Origin of the sequence: Streptomyces hilarionis, assembly GCF_024539675.1 — a bacterium.
GTDB classification, from domain to species: domain Bacteria; phylum Actinomycetota; class Actinomycetes; order Streptomycetales; family Streptomycetaceae; genus Streptomyces; species Streptomyces hilarionis.
On the sequence record NZ_JAHHIT010000037.1, the window covers coordinates 87027 to 107556 of the forward strand.

Annotated in this window: 19 protein-coding genes and 1 pseudogene; 9 read left to right on the forward strand and 11 right to left on the reverse strand. The window is 75.3% G+C overall.

The window, feature by feature from the left end; genetic code table 11:
• Nucleotides 1-55: 55 nt before the first annotated feature.
• Together KMS84_RS06525 and KMS84_RS06530 are read right to left on the reverse strand one after the other, a co-directional pair.
• Nucleotides 56-1012 (reverse strand): SCO6745 family protein, encoded by a 957-nt coding sequence (locus KMS84_RS06525; protein WP_256915100.1) that lies wholly within the window; start codon nt 1010-1012, stop codon nt 56-58.
• Between the two features lie 148 nt (nt 1013-1160).
• The gene (locus KMS84_RS06530) at nt 1161-1949 is read right to left on the reverse strand and encodes a YqjF family protein (protein ID WP_256915101.1); all 789 of its coding nucleotides are present in this window, start codon (nt 1947-1949) and stop codon (nt 1161-1163) included.
• Between the two features lie 205 nt (nt 1950-2154).
• On the opposite strand from KMS84_RS06530, the gene KMS84_RS06535 reads away from it, so the two are divergent.
• On the forward strand, nt 2155-2682 hold the full coding sequence (locus KMS84_RS06535; protein WP_256915102.1) for a hypothetical protein: 528 nt from the start codon (nt 2155-2157) through the stop codon (nt 2680-2682).
• Nucleotides 2683-2696: 14 nt separating this feature from the next.
• On the opposite strand, the gene KMS84_RS06540 is transcribed toward KMS84_RS06535, so the two are convergent.
• The 3 genes from KMS84_RS06540 to KMS84_RS06550 are packed head-to-tail and all read right to left on the reverse strand — an operon-like array spanning nt 2697 to nt 5895.
• A complete protein-coding gene (locus tag KMS84_RS06540) occupies nt 2697-3719 on the reverse strand; it encodes a TolB family protein (protein ID WP_256915103.1) in 1023 nt (340 codons plus the stop codon).
• The gene (locus KMS84_RS06545) at nt 3716-4999 is read right to left on the reverse strand and encodes an MFS transporter (protein ID WP_256915104.1); all 1284 of its coding nucleotides are present in this window, start codon (nt 4997-4999) and stop codon (nt 3716-3718) included. The genes KMS84_RS06540 and KMS84_RS06545 overlap by 4 nt, the downstream gene beginning before the upstream one ends.
• A gap of 5 nt (nt 5000-5004) precedes the next feature.
• Nucleotides 5005-5895, reverse strand: a complete 891-nt coding sequence (locus KMS84_RS06550; protein WP_256915105.1) for an alkaline phosphatase family protein — start codon at nt 5893-5895, stop codon at nt 5005-5007.
• Nucleotides 5896-6273: 378 nt separating this feature from the next.
• Here KMS84_RS06550 and dhaK point away from each other — a divergent pair, with 378 nt between their 5' ends.
• Genes dhaK through KMS84_RS06565 form a run of 3 tightly spaced genes read left to right on the forward strand, consistent with a single transcriptional unit; the run spans nt 6274 to nt 8329 of the window.
• On the forward strand, nt 6274-7266 hold the full coding sequence (dhaK, locus tag KMS84_RS06555; RefSeq protein ID WP_256915106.1) for a dihydroxyacetone kinase subunit DhaK: 993 nt from the start codon (nt 6274-6276) through the stop codon (nt 7264-7266).
• Between the two features lie 45 nt (nt 7267-7311).
• Nucleotides 7312-7911 (forward strand): dihydroxyacetone kinase subunit DhaL, encoded by a 600-nt coding sequence (gene dhaL, locus KMS84_RS06560; protein WP_256915168.1) that lies wholly within the window; start codon nt 7312-7314, stop codon nt 7909-7911.
• Between the two features lie 7 nt (nt 7912-7918).
• Complete coding sequence (locus KMS84_RS06565) at nt 7919-8329, forward strand: PTS-dependent dihydroxyacetone kinase phosphotransferase subunit DhaM (RefSeq protein ID WP_256915107.1); 411 nt, start codon at nt 7919-7921, stop codon at nt 8327-8329.
• A gap of 605 nt (nt 8330-8934) precedes the next feature.
• Here KMS84_RS06565 and KMS84_RS06570 read toward each other — a convergent pair.
• Nucleotides 8935-9636: pseudogene (locus tag KMS84_RS06570) on the reverse strand (glycoside hydrolase family 75 protein); the annotation flags it as partial.
• A 188-nt stretch (nt 9637-9824) separates the two neighbouring features.
• Here KMS84_RS06570 and KMS84_RS06575 point away from each other — a divergent pair.
• The 3 genes from KMS84_RS06575 to KMS84_RS06585 all read left to right on the forward strand — a co-directional run bounded on the left by KMS84_RS06575 (nt 9825) and on the right by KMS84_RS06585 (nt 12236).
• On the forward strand, nt 9825-10229 hold the full coding sequence (locus KMS84_RS06575; protein WP_256915108.1) for a nuclear transport factor 2 family protein: 405 nt from the start codon (nt 9825-9827) through the stop codon (nt 10227-10229).
• 319 nt (nt 10230-10548) lie between these two features.
• Nucleotides 10549-11526, forward strand: a complete 978-nt coding sequence (locus tag KMS84_RS06580; RefSeq protein ID WP_438818905.1) for a fibronectin type III domain-containing protein — start codon at nt 10549-10551, stop codon at nt 11524-11526.
• 170 nt (nt 11527-11696) lie between these two features.
• Entirely contained in the window at nt 11697-12236 is a 540-nt protein-coding gene (locus KMS84_RS06585; protein ID WP_256915109.1) for a hypothetical protein, read from the forward strand.
• A gap of 44 nt (nt 12237-12280) precedes the next feature.
• On the opposite strand, the gene KMS84_RS06590 is transcribed toward KMS84_RS06585, so the two are convergent.
• The 4 genes from KMS84_RS06590 to KMS84_RS06605 all read right to left on the reverse strand — a co-directional run bounded on the left by KMS84_RS06590 (nt 12281) and on the right by KMS84_RS06605 (nt 16454).
• A complete protein-coding gene (locus tag KMS84_RS06590) occupies nt 12281-12835 on the reverse strand; it encodes a PadR family transcriptional regulator (protein WP_256915110.1) in 555 nt (184 codons plus the stop codon).
• Nucleotides 12836-12865: 30 nt separating this feature from the next.
• Entirely contained in the window at nt 12866-14881 is a 2016-nt protein-coding gene (locus KMS84_RS06595) for an FAD-dependent oxidoreductase (protein WP_256915111.1), read from the reverse strand.
• A 140-nt stretch (nt 14882-15021) separates the two neighbouring features.
• Entirely contained in the window at nt 15022-15390 is a 369-nt protein-coding gene (locus tag KMS84_RS06600; RefSeq protein ID WP_256915112.1) for a hypothetical protein, read from the reverse strand.
• Between the two features lie 161 nt (nt 15391-15551).
• Nucleotides 15552-16454, reverse strand: coding sequence for a hypothetical protein (locus KMS84_RS06605; protein WP_256915113.1), 903 nt, complete (start codon nt 16452-16454; stop codon nt 15552-15554).
• Between the two features lie 244 nt (nt 16455-16698).
• Here KMS84_RS06605 and KMS84_RS06610 point away from each other — a divergent pair, with 244 nt between their 5' ends.
• Entirely contained in the window at nt 16699-18801 is a 2103-nt protein-coding gene (locus tag KMS84_RS06610; RefSeq protein WP_256915114.1) for a SpoIIE family protein phosphatase, read from the forward strand.
• A gap of 118 nt (nt 18802-18919) precedes the next feature.
• On the forward strand, nt 18920-19666 hold the full coding sequence (locus KMS84_RS06615; protein WP_256915115.1) for a hypothetical protein: 747 nt from the start codon (nt 18920-18922) through the stop codon (nt 19664-19666).
• On the opposite strand, the gene KMS84_RS06620 is transcribed toward KMS84_RS06615, so the two are convergent.
• Entirely contained in the window at nt 19659-20483 is an 825-nt protein-coding gene (locus tag KMS84_RS06620) for a putative protein N(5)-glutamine methyltransferase (RefSeq protein WP_256915116.1), read from the reverse strand. The two genes, KMS84_RS06615 and KMS84_RS06620, sit on opposite strands and share 8 nt — an antisense overlap.
• Between the last annotated feature and the right edge of the window lie 47 nt (nt 20484-20530).

Here is a 20530-nt window from a genome sequence, read left to right on the forward strand (position 1 = left end):
CCCGCGGAACGGGGAGCCGAGGGCGCCGGGAGCCGCCCCCGGCCGGAGCGACCCCTCAGACGGGAGAACCCCACGTGTCGTCCGTGAGGCCGACCGGGTTGGCGGCGGGCAGGAGCCCGGAGTCCAGGACGGTGCGGGCGAGCGGTTCGAGCAGGTGGGCGAGGCGGGCGGTGGCGTCGGCGCCCAGGGCGCCCCAGGGCCCCGCCGCGGCGGCGTCCGTGTCGGCCTCGATCCGTGCGCGGGCGTCCGACCCGGCCGCGGTGAGGCGTCCCCGGCCGTCGAGCCAGCCGCGCTCGGCGAGCTCCGTCCGGGCCGCCCGCCACGCGTCGGCGTCCCACTGGCGGGTGCGCTGCTGGAACTCCGCGTCGGTCTCCCCCGCCGCGCTCTTGAGCGCCATCGCCGCGACCGGACCCAGCCGACGGCTCACCAGCACCGCGACATGGCCGTCGCCGCGGTGCTCGCGCAGCGTGGTCAGGGCCTGCCAGAGCCGGACGTGGGGCTGTGCGGGGCGGGGCAGGGCCTGGTTGGCGGCGCTCAGCACGCGCCCGGCCGTGTCCGCGGCCCCGGCGGCCCGCCAGGCGAGGTCGGCGGCCTCGGCCATGTCGGCGGAGGCCACGACGTCCTCGCCGTACAGGCCGGTCATCGCCGCGTCGACGGCTCGCTCGCGCGCCCGCAGCACCTGCCGGGGGGAGGCGAACGTCCAGGCGTCGGGCAGTGCTCGCGCCACCCGGTCGGGGTGGAAGACGTGGAAACAGCCGGTGACGACCGCTGCGGGAGCGGGCCCGAGGGGCGCCGCGCGCAGGGCGAAGTACCCCATCCAGTAGCCGCGCATCCCGAGGCCGTCGGCCGCCTCGCGTACCTCGGGGGCGAAGTAGACGAGCTGGTGGACCGGCTCGAACCTCTCCCACATCGCCCGTGCGACGGTGTCGCCCACTCCCCGGTCCTCCCCGTCGGTCGTCCTCGGCGGCGTCCGCGTCGTGCCCCGTGCGCCGGTGTCGTCCGGCAGCAGCATCCGCCATGACAGCGGTCATAACAACCCCGGCGGCGGACGAGCTCCCCCGCCGCCTCCGGCGGACACGCCCTGCGCCGCCGTCCGGTCGGGAGCGTCCATGGCGGTGGCGAGGCGGTGGCGGAGGCGGTGCGGTCCCCGCCGCCGTGGGTCAGGGCGTCGGGATGCCCGCCGTTCCGCTCCGGCGGGCGGGGCGGGCGAAGCGGACCGGGACGCCCGGCGAGTACAGGACGCTGACCGGATCCCGCACGGGCGCCGGCAAACCCGCCGCCGCGATCAGGTCCTCCTCGCACTCCACCAGCTCGGCCCGGTGCAGCGGCCAGCGCGGATGCGCGTTGGGCAGGTACATCGACCGGCCGAGGAAGGCGCTGTGCAGACCCCAGCGCGCCGTCAGGAAGTGCTCCAGCGCGGTGGGTTCGCCGATCGGCTCGCCCACGCGCACCGCGATCCGGCTGCACGCCCCGCGCGGCGCGGGCCAGCGGCGGCGGCTGGTGTAGACGACGGTGTCGCCGTCGACGTCGATCGACATGCGCGCCCAGGCGTAGGGCAGCCGGAAGCCCGTCCGCGCCACGGCCACCGGCACCAGGCGGGAGGCGTCCAGCGAGCGGAAGACCACGCCCCGGCGCCCCTGCGCGTCGACCGAGTACAGCCGGACGTTCGTCTCGGGGAAGGACCCGAGATAGGGCACGCCCGGCAGGCGGAACCAGCCCACGCGGTGCATCCGGAACGCCACCAGGCCGACGTAGGTGACGCCGTCGAGGGTGTCCGGGACGGTACCCGGCGGCAGCAGGGGGGCCACGTCCGCCGGATCGGCCGCCCAGTGCAGGAAGGTCAGGTCGAGCCAGGACTGGGTGAGCAGCGGACGGGCGATCGCGCCCGGTGCGTCGGGCGTGACGGGTTGCGGCGGGACCGGGGCGGGTGGCTGCGGTGGCTGCGGCACCGCTCCAGTATCCCGGAAGGCGGCCCCGGAGGACCGGGCGCGGCGGCTGCCGGCGCTGTGGCCGAGGACACATGTCGTCGCGCGGCGGTCCCGGGCTACGGTTCTGGACAGTCCCCCCGCCTGCTCCGCGGCCCCCTCGCCGCCCTGCCCCGTCGACCGTCGATCCTCGCTGCTCCTCGCTGCCCCACACCCCGGACGGCCCGCCGTGTTCGCTGACCTCTCCCCGATCGTCGCCGCCACCGCGCACTGGCTGACGCGGGCCTTCCCGGCGAGCGGCGGCGCGCTCGCCGACGCGCTGTGCGAGGCGCAGGCCCGCCAGGCGGCGACGGTCGCGGCGCGGCTGTGCTGTCCCACCGCCGCGGACGCCGCCCTGCTGGGCCTGGCGGGCCCGGGCGGCTCGGGGCGCCTGGACCGGATCAGCGGCGCGGACGCCGACGCCGGCGCGTCGCCGGACGACCACGCCTGGCGGACGTGGGTGGACGAGGTCGTGGCGAGCTGGGCGGCCTGTCTGCTCGGCGACGTGGACCTGGCCGCCGCGGCGGTGGCCGCGCTCGCGCAGGGCGAGCACGAACCGGACACGCCGACCGGCTTCGGGCGGCTGGTCGCGCCCGACGACCGCGATCGCGCCGCGGCGGCCCTGCTGCGCCATCCCGACCTCCTGGCCCCCGTGGCCGACCTGCACCGCGCCGGACTCCTGGAACGCCTCGGACGCGGCCGGGCGCTGGTCGCCTGAGGCGCCAGGCCGGGTCAGCCCAGGTAGGCCGGGGCGACGGCGGAGGTCATCAGGGTGCGGGGCGCGCCGGCGCCGTCGGCGGGCACGCTCCACAGGTCCGAGCCGTAGTCGCCGGGGAGGGCGTAGACGAGGGTGGAGTCGTCGGACCACAGGGCCTGGTCGTCGATGTTGCGCGACTCGGCGGTCGCCGTCTCCCGCATCGTGCGCAGATCCAGGACGTACAGGCGCCAGGGGGCGTCGGGCGAGGCGCCGTCGACCCGTTTCTTGTAGGCGACGCGGGTGCCGTCCGGGGAGAGGGAGGGGCATTCCACGTTGCCGTGCAGGGTGGTCAGGGTGCGGGCGGCGAGGTCGCCCCGGACGAGGTAGGTGCGGCCGCCCGTGGCCAGCGTGGCGTAGAAGCGGGTGTCGTCGGCGAAGGTGACGCCCCAGACGTTGGTGTCGGCGGCCTGGTACGGGCGGCCGTCCTTGACGATGCGGAAGGTCTCCAGGTTGTCGTCGATCGCCCAGGTGCGGGTGTCGACGACGGCGGTGCGGGTGGAGAAGTCCGTGCCGGCGTAGGAGTCCCCGCTGACGAAGACCGTCCAGGCGGCCAGGTGCCCGGAGGGCGAGACCCGGGCCCGGGTGGGGATGCCCGCCACCGGGAACCGGTGTCGTTCGCGCAGGTGCGCGTCGAGCACCACGGCCCGGTAGCCGTCGCTCAGCGCGCCGTGCACGGCCTGTAGGCAGATGCCGGTGCCGGCCGCCGCGTGGAAGCGCAGGCACTTGACGCCCGAGGCGGTGCGCGGACCCTGGGGACGGTCGGCGGGCACGGTGGCGATCTCGTCGCGGTGCGGGCCCCAGGCGAGGTTGCGCACCAGCAGCCGGCGTCCGCCCGCGGGCCGGAGCGAGACGGCGCCGGTCCGCACACGGGGACCGTCCGCCTGCTGCCGGTCGCGCTGCCCGGACCGGTGGGCGGCGTGCAGCACGGCCCCGGCGCCGACGGTCCCCAGGAGCAGGACGGCGGCCAGCAGGATCGTCAGGCGGCTCGTTCTGGTCATGCGGTCACCTCGTCGGCGCCGCGCAGGACGAACGCGGCGGCGACGGCGCCGACCGCCAGCGCGGTCGTGGTGAGGGCGAGCGCCGTGCGCGGGCCCCACAGGTTCCAGGCCGCGCCGAAGGCGAGCGAGCAGGCGAAGCGGGCGAGCGCCTGTCCGGTGCCGACGAGCGCCTGCCCGGCGCCCTGGTGCTGTGGTGGGACGGCGCCGGCGGTGGCGGCCGCGAGGACGCCGTCCGTCGCCGCGTAGAACGCGCCGTGCAGCACGAGGACGGCGATCACGGCCGGGACGCCGTGCCAGGGGCTCAGGACCAGCCCGTAGCCGGCGAGCAGCAGGCCGTGCCCGGCGAGGAAGAGCCGGCGGCGGCTGACCCGGTCGGCGAGGACGCCGACGGGGACGGCCAGGGTCAGGAAGACGGCGGCGGTGCCCAGCGGCAGCAGCGGGAAGAGGTGGGCGGGCAGGTCGCCGTCGCGTTGCAGGAGCAGGTAGAGGAAGGAGTCGCTGACGGTGGTCAGGCCGAGCAGGGTGGCGCACACGGTGAGCCGGCGCAGTCGCGGCCGGCGCAGCAGCCCGAGCGCGTCCCGCAGCGTCGGCCGCGGCTCAGGCCGCCGTGCGGACGGCGCGGGGATCGCCGCCGTCGCGCCCGTGGCGTGCCGGGGCACGAAGAGCACCAGGACGAGCACGCCGAGCGCGGCGGCGCAGCCGCTCACCGCGAAGACCGCGTCGTAGCCGTCGACGGTGGCCCGCAGCACGGCGAAGGCGGCGAGCGGTCCGAGCAGCGCGCCGGTGGTGTCCATGGCGCGGTGCACCCCGAAGGCGCGCCCGCGGTGCTCGGGCGCGGTGGCCAGCGAGATCATCGCGTCCCTGGGGGCGGTGCGCAGCCCCTTTCCGGTGCGGTCGGCCGCGAGCACGGCGCTGATCGCCGGGAGGGTGTGGGCGAGCAGCAACAGGGGTTTGCACAGGGCCGACAGGCCGTAGCCGAGGCCCGCCACCGCCTTGTGCCGGCGCCCGCCGCGGTCGGCGAGGTGACCGCCCGCCAGCCGCACCAGCGCGCCGACGCCGTTGTTGATGCCGTCGAGGAGTCCGAAGCCGAGCGGCGACAGCCCCAGGCCCGTGATCACGTACAGCGGCAGGACGGCGGTGACCATCTCCGAGGAGACGTCCGTGATCAGGCTGACCGCTCCCAGGGCCAGCACGGTGGCGGGCACGGCGGCCGGCCGCCGCCCCGGACCGGAGTCCGGGGCGGTGGCGGCCGCGGCGCCGCGGGAGTCCGCGAGGTACACGGGCGTCAGTTCCAGATGCCGGTGATGTCCGACGCCGAGGCGGCGTTGCCCGCGTGGGCGCTCAGCCCGGCGAGGTCCTCCAGCGTGCGCAGCACGTTGTAGTGGTTGTAGGTGGTGGAGCTGGAGCTGCCGGGCGTGACGTGCTCTCCGTAGAAGAGGGTGGGGATGCGGTTGCCGGACAGCTTGTTGTCCTCGTCGAAGGTGACGGCGAGGATGCTGTTGTGGGTCCTGGCCCAGGCGGCGTACGCGCCCAGGTTGTTCTTGATCCAGGTGTCGCCGGTGGAGACCGAGCAGTCGTGCATGTCGCTGCACAGGTTCGGCACGACGAACGACACCTTCGGCAGGGTCGTGTAGTCGGTCGGGAACTGCGCGAACGTCTTCGCCGTGTTCGTCGGCACGTTGGAGAAGCCGAACCACGGGTTGTGCTTCTGGGCGTACTTGCCGCTGCTGCACGTCGTCGAACCCTGGCTGGGCAGCGACTCGTTGTAGCTCGCCCACGTCTTGCCCTCGGCGATCAGCTCCGAGGCCAGGTTGGGCTTGGACAGGGAGCCGACGGACACGCAACTGTCGTCGGTGCGGCCCTGGTTGGAGCCGGAGAACAGCATGTAGTAGTTCGGCTCGCTGGGGTGGGTGAGGCCGTAGGACTGGGTGAGGGCGGCTCCGCCGGCCTTGAGGGTGTTGTTGAGGTAGGGGGCGCTGGAGCTGCCGATCACCTGCGTGTAGGCGTGGTTCTCCATCACCACGACCACGACGTGGTCGGGGGCGGGGAGAGCGGCGGCCTCGGCGCTGGAGGCCGTCGCGGCCCACACGCCGATCGACGCGGCGGTGAGGGCGGCGGCGCCGGCGAGCGCGGCGAGGGGGTGTCTGGTGCGCTGGGGAGCCTTGACGGCGGCCATGACTGTCCTCCGGACAGAAGCGACGTGGTGGGGGGCGGCGGCCGTGACCCTACGAGGCCGAAGCCCACTCTGCGTGAAGAGCAGGCGAACGGCGGAACCCCGCGGGGTGAAGGTCGCACCGGACACCAGTAACGCACAGCAGGGCGACTCCGGCACCCCGCGGGAGCCGACGAGGTCGGCGGGGCGTGCGGGCCCCGACTCGTGCGCCGCGCACGGCAGTTGGCTCGCCGTCACCCGCGCCGGGGCCGCCCGCGGGCCGGTCCGGCCAGATCCCTGCCCCCGATCCCGGCGCGTCGGCGTGTCCGGCAAGTGACCCAGCCCGGCCCGACGCGCAGAATGGAGGTGGAGCCGCATCTACTAGTCCCCTGGGAGGTATCCATGAGGATGCTGATCAACGTTCCCGAGACCGTCGTCGCGGACGCGCTGCGCGGGATGGCGGCAGCCCATCCCGATCTGACCGTGGACGTCGAGAACCGGGTGATCGTACGGCGGGACGCGCCGGTGGCCGGGAAGGTCGCGCTGGTCTCCGGCGGCGGGTCGGGGCACGAGCCGTTGCACGGCGGTTTCGTCGGACCGGGGATGCTCTCCGCCGCCTGCCCGGGCGAGGTGTTCACCTCGCCGGTCCCGGACCAGATGGTGCGGGCCGCCGCGGCCGTCGACAGCGGGGCCGGGGTCCTGTTCGTCGTGAAGAACTACACCGGTGACGTGCTCAACTTCGACATGGCGGCCGAGCTCGCCGAGGACGAGGGCATCCAGATCGCCAAGGTGCTCGTCGACGACGACGTCGCCGTCACCGACAGTCTCTACACGGCCGGGCGGCGCGGCACGGGCGCGACGCTGTTCGTCGAGAAGATCGCGGGCGCCGCGGCCGAGGAGGGGCAGCCGCTGGACCGGGTCGCCACGCTCGCCCGGCAGGTCAACGAGAGCTCCCGCAGCTTCGGCGTGGCGCTCAGCGCCTGTACGACGCCGGCCAAGGGCAGCCCGACCTTCGACCTGCCGGCCGGCGAGCTGGAGCTGGGCGTCGGCATCCACGGCGAGCCCGGGCGCGAGCGGCGGCCGATGATGACGTCGGGCGAGATCGCCGAATTCGCCGTCTCGGCGATCCTCGACGACATCACGCCCCGCAACCCCGTCCTCGTCCTGGTCAACGGCATGGGCGCGACGCCGCTGCTGGAGCTGTACGGCTTCAACGCGGAGGTGCAGCGGGTGCTGGCGCAGCGGGGCGTGGTCGTCGCGCACACCCTGGTCGGCAACTACGTCACGTCCCTCGACATGGCCGGCGCCTCGGTGACCCTCTGCGAGGTCGACGAGGAGCGGCTGCGGCTGTGGAACGCGCCGGTGAAGACCGCCGGCCTGCGCTGGGGCGTCTGAGGCAGGACGCGAGCCCGGACCGTACCGACCATGCAAGGAGATCCCGTGCTCGACGCCGACTTCTTCCGCCGTTGGATGACGGCGACCGCCGCGGCCGTGGACCGCGAGGCGGACCGGCTCACGGCCCTCGACTCGCCCATCGGGGACGCCGACCACGGCAGCAACCTCCGGCGCGGCTTCACCGCGGTGACCGCCGCGCTGGAGAAGGAGTCGCCCGCGACTCCGGGCGCCGTCCTGACCCTCGCGGGCCGTCAGCTGATCTCGACGGTCGGCGGGGCCTCGGGGCCGCTGTACGGCACGCTGCTGCGCAGGACCGGCAAAGCGCTGGGCGACGCGGCGGAGGTGGACGAGCAGCAGTTCGCCGAGGCGCTGCGGGCCGGCGTGGACGCCGTGATGCAGCTCGGCGGGGCCGCGCCCGGCGACAAGACCATGATCGACGCGTTGGCGCCGGCCCTCGAGCGCATCGCCGACGGCTTCGACGCCGCCCGCTCCGCCGCCGAGCAGGGCGCGGAGGCGACGACCCCGCTCCAGGCCCGCAAGGGACGGGCCAGCTATCTCGGCGAACGCAGCATCGGCCACCAGGACCCGGGCGCGACCTCGGCGGCGCTGCTCGTCGCCGCCCTGGCCGAGACCGCGGGGAAGTGAGGCGCCGATGAGCACGCGGGAGCCGGTAGGGGTCGTGCTGGTGTCGCACAGCGCGCAGGTGGCCGAGGCCGTGGCCGAGCTGGCACGGGGACTGGCCGGCGGCGGCACGGCCGTGCCGGTCGCCGCGGCGGGCGGCACGGAGGGCGGGGGGCTGGGCACCAGTGCCGAACTGATCACCGCGGCGGCGGCCTCGGTGGACCGGGGGGCCGGAGTCGCGGTCCTCGTCGATCTGGGCAGCGCGGTCCTCACGGTCAAGGCGCTGCTCGCCGAGGGCGACGAGCTGCCCGGCGCCACGCGGCTGGTGGACGCCCCGTTCGTGGAGGGCGCGGTGGCCGCGGTGGTCACCTCGGCGGCGGGCGCCGACCTCGACGCCGTGGAGGCGGCGGCCCAGGAGGCGTACACCTACCGCAAGGTGTGACACGGCGGCCGGGCCCCGGCCGGCCGCTCCCGGGTGACCGTGACCGGCCGACCGGAGCGGTCAGGCGGTCAGGCGGTCAGGCGGTCAGGCGGTCAGGCGGGACGCGGGTTTCGTCCGAGGTGTTCCGCCGGACCCGCGGCGGCGGGCGGTCGTGCCCCGACCTCTGGGCGGGGACGACGGCGGACGAGGGGTGAGATGACGGTGGCACCGGCGTGACGCCGGTCCGGGCGGGGCGGTGGTGCAAGCGCGACAGCGCTCCGGGCGTGGCGGCGGGCCCGGCCGGGACCGTGTGCCGCGACCGTCGCGCCGTCCGGGCCCGTCGCGGCAACCGTCGTCACACGCCCCGGCGCCCGGCCCGGTCGGCCTCAGCCGTCCCCGTCGTCCTGCCCGGGGCCTTCGCCGTTCCCGGCGCCCGGGTGCGGGGTCGTTGCGGCGCCGCCGTCCGTGCCGTCCGGGGTTTCCAGGGGCTCCTCCGACTCGGGCTCCGTGTTCGGCGTCCAGTCGTCCTCGGCGGCCTCCTCGCGGGCCGCCGCGCCGGCGTCCGTCGCCGGGGGCGCCGAGGGCGCGGGAGCGGAGGGCGCGGGGGTGGTCGTCGCGCCCGCCCCGCCTCCCTGGACGAACGCCCGCGCCAGCCGCTCCCCGACGGCCACCGCGGAGGCGTGGCTCTCGATGGGCGTCGCCCGGGCGTTCCTGAAGACGATGTACGTGACCCCCGAGGGCGTGCCGCCGCCGTGCGGGTCGGCGCGGATGCCGAGGGCCCTGGCGGTGGCGTAGGACGCCTCGCCGATGATCTCGCGCGGCCCGACGTCGCCGACGACGGCGTACTCGACCCGGTCCCCGTAGACGACGGCCGCGACCGATCCCCCGCCCACCCCGTGGGCGCGGTGGTCCCACACGGCGCTCACGCCGGGGACCACGATGTAGGGCAGTTCCTCGGCGCTCAGATAGCGGCCGTCGGACTGCTGGAAGGCGGTGGCCTCGGAGAACAGCGGGTCGGTGCCGCTGTTGCAGTGGGGGCCCGGGCGGCCGTCGCAGTCGATGTCCATGTCGGCCGTCCAGAACACCGCCTCGTCGGTGCCGCAGACCGGGACCGTGGCGGGCATGTCGTCGTCGGTGCGGTACCGGCCGCGGGAGACGGGGGCGCAGTCCCGGACGCGGGCCAGGAGGTCGGCTGCGCGCACCGAGCCCTCCTGCCGGGACGAGGAGGATCCGGCGGCGGCCGGGGACGGACGCGCCGCCACGGACGGGGTGGCCGGGGCCAGCAGGGCCAGGCCGGCCGCGGCCAGTGTCAGCGACTTGACGCGCACGATGCGGGACCCTCTCGTGAGGACGGTGACGGACACTCGGAACAATCTGGTGCCGACCTGATCACGCGGCCACTCCGACGGGGCCGTACGGTGCACGACGCGCGGTGCGCGGCCTCCGGCAGGGCTAACGGGGGAACGGGGGCGGAGGCCGGCGCCCGGCACGCCGCCGGACGGTAGGGTCGGCGTACATGACAGCCGAGTCACCGACGCAGACCGTGCAGCGACTGTTCCCCCTGCTCGCCGAGGGCAGGACCGCGGAGGCGGCGGCCCTGTTCGCCGATTCCGTGTCGTTCTCGATCCCGCATCCGCCGGGCATCCCCTGGGTGCCGGAGGTCGACTCGGCGGACGGGATGCGGACGTTCTTCGAGCTGCTGGGGACCCATGTGCGGGCCAAGGAGTTCGACCTGCGGCAGATCGTCGCCGAGGGCGACGACGTGGTGCTCCTCGGGCGCATGGTCTCCGAGGTGAGGAAGACGGGCCGCGAGATCGACACCGCGTTCGCCCTGCACGCCACGGTCCGGGACGGGCGGATCACCCGGTACCACCTCTACGAGGACACCTACGCCGTCGCCGGGGCCTACTTCGTCGACTGACCGCCCCGGCGGGCGCCTCGTGCGCCAAGGAGCGGCGTCCGGGGCCGAGCAGGAGGCCGGGGGCCCGGCGGCCTGTGCGGCCCCGGGCCCCCGGGCGACTCCGCGGGCGCGGGATCAGCGACGACAGCGGTCCGCGCCACCGGCGTGAACTTCCGTTCCCTCAGGGAGAGTTCAGCCGCGAAGGGCTTCAGCATACGTAACGTCCCGACGCGGTCGCCGTCGGCGGCCCCGCGAGACCGCCGCCCTCTTGCCGCGCTCGCGGGGACCACGCCATATTGGTCCGGACCATTGCCGCCGTGCCGGGCCGGGAGGCGAAGCCGTGCGACGTGTTGCGCTGGGCCTTGCGGGGAGCACGCTGGTGGCGGCCGTGACGTGCGGCTGCGCCGCCACGGGCGGCGTGGACGAGGGGCGGGCGCCCGGCGCGCCGACGGGCGTCAGCGCGCAGGCCGGGAGCGCGACGAGCGTGCACGTGATGTGGAACGCGGTCGCCGCCGACGGCGAGGTCAGCGCCTACGAGGTGTACCGGGACGGCCGAAAGGCCGGCGAGGCGCCCGGCTCCGCGCACATGCTGGACGTCGTCCGGCTCGCCCCGTCCACCGCGTACGTCTTCACCGTGCGGGCCCGCGACGCCGAGGGGCGGCTCGGCCCGCGCAGCCGGGAGGCGCGGGCCACCACCGCGGCCGCCGCCCTCGCGGACGGCGCCGCCCCGACCGCGCCGGGCCGGGTCACCGGCCGGGCCGCCGGGAGCCGGGCGGTCCAGCTGTCCTGGTCCGCCGCCACCGACGACCGCCGGGTCGTGTCGTACGACGTCTACCAGGGCGGCACGAAGATCCACAGCGTCGGAGGGGGGCAGACGGCGACGGTCGTCACGGGGCTGCGGCCGCACACCCGCTACGCGTTCACCGTCCGGGCCCGCGACGCGGCCGGCAACCTCTCGCCCGCCGGTCCGCCCGTGCGTCTGACGACCGCGGCCGGCGCGGACGCGGGGCGCGGCACCGCGCCGGCCGACTTCCGTGCCGCCGCCCGGCTCGCCGACGGCGCCTACCAGCTCGACCTGTCCTGGACGCCGCCGCAGGTGGACGGCGTCGTCACGGAATACCAGGTCGAGCTCGACGGGCGGGTGGCCACCTCGCTGGTCTGGGGCGGCGCCCCGCCGCGGGGAAGGGCGACGTACAGCTTCTACGTGGGGCGGGAGGCGGGGGTCGGCCACCGGGTGCGGCTGCGGGCCCGGCTGCCGGACGGCACCTGGGGCGCGTTCTCGGCGCCGCGCTCGGTGACGACGGGCGGGCGCGGGTGAGCCGGGCCGCCGTCAGGGCCGTCCGGGGGAATCCGTCACCTGGCCGGGTGCGGCCCGGGTGCGGGGCGGACGGGCGGCGCATTGGCTGACCCTGAGGCAGCACGGGCGTACCCGATCCTCGGCGGCGCAAGGGATGTACCGCCAACCGTGCCGCCGCCGGAGGACATCCCATGCGCACTTCCCGTCTCCTCGTCCGCTCAGGGCTGACCGTGGCAGCCGCAGCCGCGCTGCCCCTCACCCTCGCCTCCGGGCCGGCCGCCGCCCGGGCCTCGGGCATCTCCGTCAGCACGACCGGCTCCACCGTGTCGGTGGTGACCGGCAGCTGCACCCAGATCAACGGCAGCTGGGGCACGGCCGCCCTGCTCACGAGCGGTCAGGCGAGCTTCTCCCAGGGCCGTCAGGTGGCCCTGTCGGGAACGGCTTCCGGGCAGTCCGCCGCGTGGTCGGGCGTCTCCCCGGGCACCTACACCGTGGTCGTCATGTGCTCGCGGGGCGACACCGCGGGCACCCAGTCCGTGATCGTCTCCGCCCCGTCCACCCCGACGATCTCCGCGACGGCCTCGCCCTCACGGGGGGTCATGGGCGGGCTCGGCGGCGCCACTCGCGACTACGGCACCGTCACCATGGCGGTGGGCGGAGCGCTGGTGGGGGCGGGCGCCATCGCGGCGGCCTGGTTCCTGCGCCGCCGCTCGAAGCCGTACCGGCTCTGAGGCACGCCACCGCCGCCGGGGCCCGGTCGCACCCCTGAGGCCCCTCACGGTTCCCGCGGCGGGTCCTGCGCGGCGGGCAGCCCCTCCAGGGCCTCGGCGAGCCACTGCGTCCAGAAGGTCTCCAGCTCGATGCCGGCGCGCAGGACCAGGTGCTGAAGCCTGGCCTGCGCGCTGCCCTCACCGGGCGGGAAGTCGCGCTTCTCGATCTCCTCGTACTCGGCCAACTGCCGCCGGTGCAGCTCCAGATGGCGGCGCAGGTCCGCCTCCAGACCGGCGGTGCCGACGACGGCCGCCGCGCGCAGCCGCAGCAGCATGGCGTCGCGGTGCGGCTTGGGGTCCTGGGCGGCCGCCGTCCACCGCGCGAGTTCGGCGCGGCCCGCGGGCAGGACCTCGTAGGCCTTCTTCTGCCCGCGGGCCGGCTGCTCGGCCGGCAGGGCGCGGATGTGGCCCTCGGCCTCCAGTCGTCCCAGTTCGCGATAGATCTGCTGGTGCGTGGCCGACCAGAAGTATCCGATCGACCGGTCGAACCTGCGGGTCAGATCCAGCCCCGACGAGGGCCGCTCGAGCAGGGCGGTGAGGATCGCGTGCGGGAGTGACATGGAGTCATCCTAGGGACGGGGTCCGGGCGCCTAGAGGGCCGCCGCCAGCTCCGTGCCCTGCTGGACGGCGCGCTTGGCGTCCAGTTCGGCGGCCACGTCCGCGCCGCCGATGAGGTGCACGGAGCCGCCGGCGGCGACCAGGGCCTCGTACAGGTCGCGGCGCGGGTCCTGGCCGGTGCACAGCACGATCGTGTCGACCTCCAGGACGGTGCTCTGCTCGCCGACGGTCACGTGGAGCCCGGCGTCGTCGATGCGGTCGTAGCGCACGCCCGGGACCATGGTGACGCCCCGGTGCCGCAGTTCGGTGCGGTGGATCCAGCCGGTGGTCTTGCCGAGGCCCGCGCCGACCTTGCCGGTCTTGCGCTGGAGGAGGTGGACCGTGCGCGGCGCGGCGGGGCGCTCGGGGGCGGCCAGGCCGCCGGGGGCCCGGTAGTCCATGTCGACGCCCCACTGGCGGAAGTAGGCCGCCGGGTCCTCGCTCGTCTTGTCGCCGCCGTCGGTGAGGAACTCGGCGACGTCGAAGCCGATGCCGCCCGCGCCGAGGATCGCGACGCGGTCGCCGACGGGCGCCCCGTCGCGCAGGACGTCGAGGTAGCCGACGACGCTCGGGTGGTCGACGCCCGGGATGTCGGGGATGCGGGGGCTGACGCCGGTGGCGACGACGACCTCGTCGTAGTCGGCCACGTCCTCGGCGGCGACGTGCGTGTCGAGGCGGACGTCCACGCCGTGCGCGTCGAGCTGGTGGCGGAAGTAGCGCAGCGTCTCGTCGAACTCCTGCTTGCCCGGCACCTTGCGGGCGACGTTGAGCTGGCCGCCGATCTCGCTCGCCGCGTCGAAGAGGGTGACGTGGTGGCCCCGTTCGGCCGCGCTGACCGCGCACGCCAGACCGGCGGGGCCCGCGCCGACGACCGCGACGCGCTTGCGCAGCCGGGTGGGGGCGAGGACGAGCTCGGTCTCGTGGCAGGCGCGCGGGTTGACCAGGCAGGAGGTGATCTTCCCGCTGAAGGTGTGGTCGAGGCAGGCCTGGTTGCAGCCGATGCAGGTGTTGATGGCCTCGGGCGTGCCCGCGGCGGCCTTGTTGACGAAGTCGGGGTCGGCGAGCATCGGGCGGGCCATGGACACCATGTCCGCGCAGCCCTCGGCGAGCAACTCCTCGGCCACTTCGGGGGTGTTGATCCGGTTGGTGGTGACCAGGGGCACGGAGACGGCGCCCATGAGCTTCTTCGTCACCCAGGTGTAGGCGCCGCGCGGCACCGAGGTGGCGATGGTGGGGATGCGCGCCTCGTGCCAGCCGATGCCGGTGTTGATGATCGTCGCACCGGCCTCCTCCACCGCCCTGGCGAGCGTGACGACCTCGTCGAGGGTGGAGCCGCCGGGCACCAGGTCCAGCATGGACAGCCGGTAGACGACGATGAAGTCCTCGCCGACCGCCTCGCGCACCCGCCGCACGATCTCGACCGGGAACCGCATCCGGTTCTCGTAGGAGCCGCCCCAGCGGTCCGTGCGGTGGTTGGTGCGGGCGGCGATGAACTCGTTGATGAGGTAGCCCTCGGAGCCCATGATCTCGACGCCGTCGTAGCCTGCCTGCCGGGCGAGACGGGCGGTGCGGACGTAGTCGTCGATGGTGCGCTCGACGTCGGCGTCGGTGAGCTCACGGGGCACGAAGGGGCTGATCGGGGCCTGCACGGGGCTCGGCGCGACCAGCTCCGGGTGGTAGGCGTACCGGCCGAAGTGCAGGATCTGGAGCGCGATGCGGCCGCCCTCGCGGTGCACCGCGTCGGTGACGAGGCGGTGCTGCTCGGCCTCCGCTTCGGTGGTGAGCTTGGCGCCGCCCTCGCCGGGCCGCCCCTCGTCGTTGGGGGCGATGCCGCCGGTGACGATGAGGCCCACTCCTCCGCGCGCGCGGGCGGCGTAGAAGGCGGCCATGCGCGCGAAACCGCGCTCGGCCTCCTCCAGGCCGACGTGCATCGAGCCCATCAGGACGCGGTTGGGCAGCGTGGTGAAGCCCAGGTCGAGCGGGCTCAGCAGATGGGGGTAACGGCTCATGGCAGGCCTCCGTGCGCGGCGGTAGTCCCTCAGTTCTAGAGGACCGCGCACGGGTTGTGCAACTAGTTGCACAATGAGGCCTGGCCCATGTGCCGCAGGTCACCGGCCGAGGCCGGCGCACCGGATCGGCCGTTCGGGCCTCACCGGCTCTCGAGCAGCACGTGCAGCTCGCGCTCCTGGTCCCCGGAGGCCGAGGACAGGTCGCGCACCGAGAACACCGAGTCGAGCGTGGAGCGGAGCCGCTCGATCGCCCAGTAGCTGCCCTGGGCGTCCGCCTCGACGGAGGACGAGAGCCGGGCCGGCTCGGCGCAGTCGCGCGCCTCGGTGACCTCGAAGGTCCCGAGCCACACCATCGGGCGCGACTCGTGGAGTTGCTGCGGCTCCTCGCCCACGCCGCGGTCGGACTCGAAGCACGCGTTCAGCGTGTCGAAGACGATCCGGGCGTCCTCCTTGCTGCATCCGCTGATCTCGACGGAGACGGACTCCTCGTGCGATCGCTGGCGATCCATCGTGATCGCTCCTCTCGTGGGGTGGCGCGGCTGTGCGGGTTCCCCGCAGACCGCTCCACATCCCCAGAAAAGCATCCCTTTGCCGGCCGGACCAGCGACGGGCCGGCGGCGGGCCGGCCCGGGCGGCGGGCCGGCGGCACGCGGGCCCGCCGGACCCGGGCTCAGCCGCGGGTGAAGCGGTACGTCTTGCTGTCGGTCAGCACGCAGAAGCCGGGCGAGACGACGATCACGCGCAGGGTGCCGCTGCGGCGGTCGTAGTCGACGCCCTCCACCTCGAAGGACCCCGAGCAGGAGCTGCGCAGGGGCAACTGGCGCAGGGCCGTGACATGGCCGGTGACGTCCGAGCCGCCGTTCGGCTGCGCGGACAGGTCGATCTGGAGCAGCGGCTTGGTGATGCCGAAGAGGGTGCCGTCCGGGTCGTCCGAGGCGCACAGCAGGGTGGTCGGTCCGGTGAAGTCGCAGCCCTGGACGTCGCGCACGGCGTGGTCGAGGCGGACCGTCGAGGCCTGCGGCAGGTTGGCGGAGGGCGAGGTGCTCGCGTTCGCGCCGGGGGTGGGGAAGACGAGGAACCGGGTCATGGTGCCCCACTCGCCCGACAGCATCCACTGGCTGTCCGGCGTGATCGCGACCCAGGAGTTGTTCAGGGCCTCGCCCGGGCCGAGCGCGTGGACGTACTCCGACCAGGCGCCGCCGGGCGCCTGCACCCGGTACATCTTCGAGCCGGCCGAGTCGCTCTGGTACGGCTCGACGTAGTACCCGCCGTAGGAGGCGTCCGGGTCGCCGACGTGGTTCCAGCTCCGCAGCGACAGGGACAGGGGGATGGTCCCGATGCCGGTGTAGCGGTTGGCGCTGCCCGCCGGGACCTCGACCGAGGTCAGTCCCTGGCTCTCGGTCAGCGGGTCGGCACGGTCGGAGCCGATCTCGGTCCAGGCGTCCGCCGCTGCGGCCTGCGGGGCCGCGGACAGGGCGGTGACGGTCGCGACGGCCAGCGCGAGGAGGGAGGCGCGGGCGATGCGGGCGACGCCGGCCGGACGGGCGCGGCGGCGGACGGGGCGCAGGGGCATGGGACTCCTCGTGACGGGGGGTTGGGGCGCGCTCGGCGCACAGTCTGGCCCGCACGGGTGGTCATGTACAGACCAACAAGGTGGACGGTGGCGGACCCTGAGGAGACCGGCGCGCCGGGCCGTACTGGAGGAGCATGGAGACGGGCGTCCGGCCGCGTGGCGGAAATGGGTTGAGCGCGAGAGAACAGGGGGAGACGGCATGGGGAAAGGCGTGCCGCATCGAAGCGCGGAGGCGGTGCGTGGCATGAGCGCAGGCGGACCGTCCGCAGCCGACAGCCCCGGCCCCACCGGGCCGAGCGGGCTGCTGGACGTGCTGAACGTGGCCTCGGTGGTGCTCGACACCGAAGGCCGCATCGCGCTGTGGAGTCCTCAGGCCGAGGAGCTGTTCGGCTACACCGCGCAGGAGGCGCTGGGCCGGTTCGCGGCGCGGGTGATGGTCCACGAACGCCACGTCGACCTGGTGGTGAAGCTGTTCGCCGACGTCATGGCCACGGGCCGGAGCTGGGCCGGAGCGTTCCCCATCCGGCGCAAGGACGGCTCCACCGTGCTGGTGGAGTTCCGCAACATCCGGCTCACGGACGAACGCGGCGAGGTCTACGCCCTGGGGCTGGCGGCCGACCAGACGACGGTGCGCCGGCTGGAACGCGACGTGGCCCTGGCCACCCGGATGGTCGCGCAGTCCCCCAACGGTCTCGCCGTGCTGGACACCGACCTGCGGTACGTGTCCGTCAACCCGGCGCTGGAGCGCATCAACGGCGTGCCGGCCGCCGACCATCTCGGACGCACGGTCCGCGAGGTGCTGCCGCTGGTGGACGCCGAGGCCCTGGAGGACGCGGCGCGTCAGGTGCTGCGCACCGGGGAACCGCTCGTCGACCGCCTCTCGGCCGGCCGCACCCCGGCCGATCCGCGCAGGGACCACGCCTGGTCGGTCTCCCTCTACCGCCTGGAGGACGCGCGCGGCACGGTGCTGGGCGTCGCCGTCTCGGTCAGGGACGTCACGGACCGGCACCGGGCGGCCGTCGAGGCCGAGGCGGCGCGCCGCCGGCTCGCGCTGGTCGCCGACGCCTCGACCCGCATCGGCACCACCCTGGACCTGGAGCGCACCGCCCGCGAACTCGCCGAGGTGGCCGTGCCGGAGCTGGCGGACGTGGCCGCGGTGGATCTGCTCGACGCGGTGGTCGCCGGCCGGCGCACCACCCTGGGGCCCGCCGAACCCGCCGTCATCCGCGCCCTCGCGGTGCGCGCCGACGACGAGCCGGACGCGCTGCGGGCGGCCGACCAGCCCGGAGAGGTGGCCCACTACGCGCCCGACCGGCTCGTCACCGAGTGCGTGCGCGCGGGCCGGCCCGTCATGCTGGCGCGGGTGCGCGCGCCCGACCTCGCCCGCATCGCCCGCTCCCCGCAGGCGGCCGCCCTCCTCGCCCGGGCCGGCGTGCACTCCTACCTCGCGGTGCCGCTCATCGCCCGCGGCGAGGTGCTGGGCGCCCTCGATCTCAAGCGCACCCGCAACCGGTCGCCCTTCAGCCACGACGACCTGCTGCTCGCCCGCGAACTGGCGGCCCGCGCGGCCGTGCAGATCGACAACGCCCGCTGGTACCAGAACGCCCGCACCACCGCGCTCACCCTCCAGCGCAGCCTGCTGCCGAGCCATCCGCCCGTCACCGGCGGCCTGGCGGTCGCCTCCCGCTACCAGCCCGCGGGCGCCACCACGGAGGTCGGCGGCGACTGGTTCGACGTCATCCCGCTGCCCGACGGCAAGACGGCGCTCGTCGTCGGCGACGTCATGGGCAGCGGCATCGACGCCGCCGCCACGATGGGCCGGCTGCGCACGGCGACGACCACGCTGGCCTCGCTCGACCTCGACCCGGCGGTGCTCCTGGAACACCTGGACCGCATCACCCAGGGCCTGGACCACTCCATCGCCACCTGCGTGTACGCCGTCCACGACCCCGCTTCCGGGCGGTGCCGGATCGCCAACGCCGGGCACCTGCCGCCGGTGCGGGTACGGCCCGGCCGTCCGCCGGAACTGCTGGAGCTGCCGACCGGCGTGCCGCTGGGCGTGGGCGGGGTGGCGTTCTCCACGACCGGCGTCGACTTCGCCCCGGGCGACCAGCTGGTGCTGTACACCGACGGGCTGGTCGAGACCCGCACCCATTCCCTCGACGAGCGCCTGGAGGCCCTCCTGGCGCTGCTCGACGATCCCGCCCGGCCGCTGGAGGAGCTGTGCGACCTTCTGCTGCGGGCGTTGCACCATCCGGACAACCAGGACGACGTCGCGCTGCTGGTGGCACGGGCACTGACCGCGGAACAGCTGAACGACGCGACAGCTGAGCGGGAGAGCGGCTGAACCGCCGGGCGTCGCGGTTCACAGGTTCTCGTTACCGCTTCCTTAACCGGCGCCCCGGACAATCACAGACAGGCGTGTCAGGAGCGGATCCGTTCGTCGCCGAGGAGAGTGAGCCGCCATGCAGGAGCCGCGGGAGCCGAGGGAACCGCAGGGACCGTACGGTCCGCAGCCGCACCCGGAGGCCGGGACGTCGTGGGGGCCGGCCCACGGCGCCGGGGAACGCGTGGGCGGCCCGCTGCGCACGTCCTGGCGGCGCCGTTCGTCCCGCGCGCGGGCGCTCGTCGCGGCCACGGCCGTCGCCGTCCTGGCGCTGGGCGGCACGGTCGCGTACGCCGCCACGTCCGACGGCCCGGGCGGCGGCTCGCCGTCCGCGGCGCCGTCCGCCTCCTCCTCCGAGGGGCCGGGCGCACGGCACGGCCGGGGCGGCCCCTGGTTCGGGCCGGGCGGCGACGCGGTCCACGGCGAGGCGACCGTGAAGGACCCCCGAAGCGGCGACTGGGTGGTGCGCGTCTGGCAGCGGGGCACCGTCGAGAAGGCGGACGACGCCCACCTCACCGTCAAGAGCGAGGACGGCGCCTCGTGGACGTGGACGCTGGGCAAGGACACGCGCGTCCGCGGTGACGGCGCCTCGGGCTCCGCGGCCGCCGCGCCGAAGAAGGGCGACACCGTGTTCGTCGTCGGAACCCGTGAGGGGAAGACGAACAGCGCCGAGCGGGTCCTTGCCGGCTCCTTCGGCGAGCGCGGCCGCGGCGGCCACGACCGGGACGGTCACGGCCATGGCGGCGGCTTCCCCGGGCACGGCCCGTGGGACCGCGGCGGCCGGGACGGCTCGCCCGGCCCCTCGGGCAGCGGCGCCGCTACCTGACGCGGGCCCCCAGGATCACGTGGGCGGACAGCTCCTCGTCCCGCGCCACCCGCACCGTCAGACCGCTGCGGGTGAACGCCTCCACGGCGGCGGGCGCCTGGCGTTCGCTGGTCTCCACGAGGAGGCGACCGCCCGGCGCGAGCCAGAGCGGCGCCTCGGCGGCGACGCGGCGCAGCACGTCCAGTCCGTCACAGCCGCCGTCGAGGGCGGTGAGCGGCTCGTGCTCCCGGGCCTCCGACGGCAGCAGGGGCACCTCGTCGGTGGGGACGTAGGGCACGTTCGCGGCCAGGATGTCGACGCGGCCGCGCAGCCGGCCGGGCAGCGCGGCGAACAGATCGCCCGTGTGGGCGTGTCCGCCGTGCTCGGCGAGGTTGCGGCGGGCGCACGCGACCGCCACCGGGTCGATGTCGCAGGCGTGCAGCTCGACCGCGCCGAGCGAGGCGGCCAGGGCGGCGCCGACCGCGCCGGAGCCACAGCACAGGTCGACCACCACCGACGCGTGCGGCACGGCGGCGAGGGCCTGGTCGACGAGGAACTCGGTGCGGCGGCGGGGCACGAAGACGCCCGGCCCGACGCCGACGCGCAGACCGTGGAACTCGGCCCAGCCGACGACGTGTTCGAGGGGCAGACCCGCCGCACGCCGTCGCGCCATGGCGTCGGCCTCGTCCGGCGTCGAGGCCGCGGCGAGGATCAGCTCCGCCTCTTCCTCCGCGAACACGCACCCGGCGTCGCGCAGGGCGCGGACGAGGGCGTCACGGGTGGACGGGGGCTGCGCGGAGGACGACGAGGAGGAGACGGGAGGGGTGAGGGGAGGCATGGAGCCGAGAGCCTTTCGAGGAGCCGAAGGGCGCTCACACGGTCGCC

Coding starts and splice junctions, on each gene's coding strand:
- KMS84_RS06525 (WP_256915100.1), bottom strand. CDS start 1,012: ATGCTGCTGCCGGACGACACCGGCGCACGGGGCACGACGCGGACGCCG.
- KMS84_RS06540 (WP_256915103.1), bottom strand. CDS start 3,719: ATGACCAGAACGAGCCGCCTGACGATCCTGCTGGCCGCCGTCCTGCTC.
- KMS84_RS06550 (WP_256915105.1), bottom strand. CDS start 5,895: ATGGCCGCCGTCAAGGCTCCCCAGCGCACCAGACACCCCCTCGCCGCG.
- dhaK (WP_256915106.1), top strand. CDS start 6,274: ATGAGGATGCTGATCAACGTTCCCGAGACCGTCGTCGCGGACGCGCTG.
- KMS84_RS06565 (WP_256915107.1), top strand. CDS start 7,919: ATGAGCACGCGGGAGCCGGTAGGGGTCGTGCTGGTGTCGCACAGCGCG.
- KMS84_RS06575 (WP_256915108.1), top strand. CDS start 9,825: ATGACAGCCGAGTCACCGACGCAGACCGTGCAGCGACTGTTCCCCCTG.
- KMS84_RS06585 (WP_256915109.1), top strand. CDS start 11,697: ATGCGCACTTCCCGTCTCCTCGTCCGCTCAGGGCTGACCGTGGCAGCC.
- KMS84_RS06590 (WP_256915110.1), bottom strand. CDS start 12,835: ATGTCACTCCCGCACGCGATCCTCACCGCCCTGCTCGAGCGGCCCTCG.
- KMS84_RS06595 (WP_256915111.1), bottom strand. CDS start 14,881: ATGAGCCGTTACCCCCATCTGCTGAGCCCGCTCGACCTGGGCTTCACC.
- KMS84_RS06600 (WP_256915112.1), bottom strand. CDS start 15,390: ATGGATCGCCAGCGATCGCACGAGGAGTCCGTCTCCGTCGAGATCAGC.
- KMS84_RS06605 (WP_256915113.1), bottom strand. CDS start 16,454: ATGCCCCTGCGCCCCGTCCGCCGCCGCGCCCGTCCGGCCGGCGTCGCC.
- KMS84_RS06610 (WP_256915114.1), top strand. CDS start 16,699: ATGAGCGCAGGCGGACCGTCCGCAGCCGACAGCCCCGGCCCCACCGGG.
- KMS84_RS06615 (WP_256915115.1), top strand. CDS start 18,920: ATGCAGGAGCCGCGGGAGCCGAGGGAACCGCAGGGACCGTACGGTCCG.
- KMS84_RS06620 (WP_256915116.1), bottom strand. CDS start 20,483: ATGCCTCCCCTCACCCCTCCCGTCTCCTCCTCGTCGTCCTCCGCGCAG.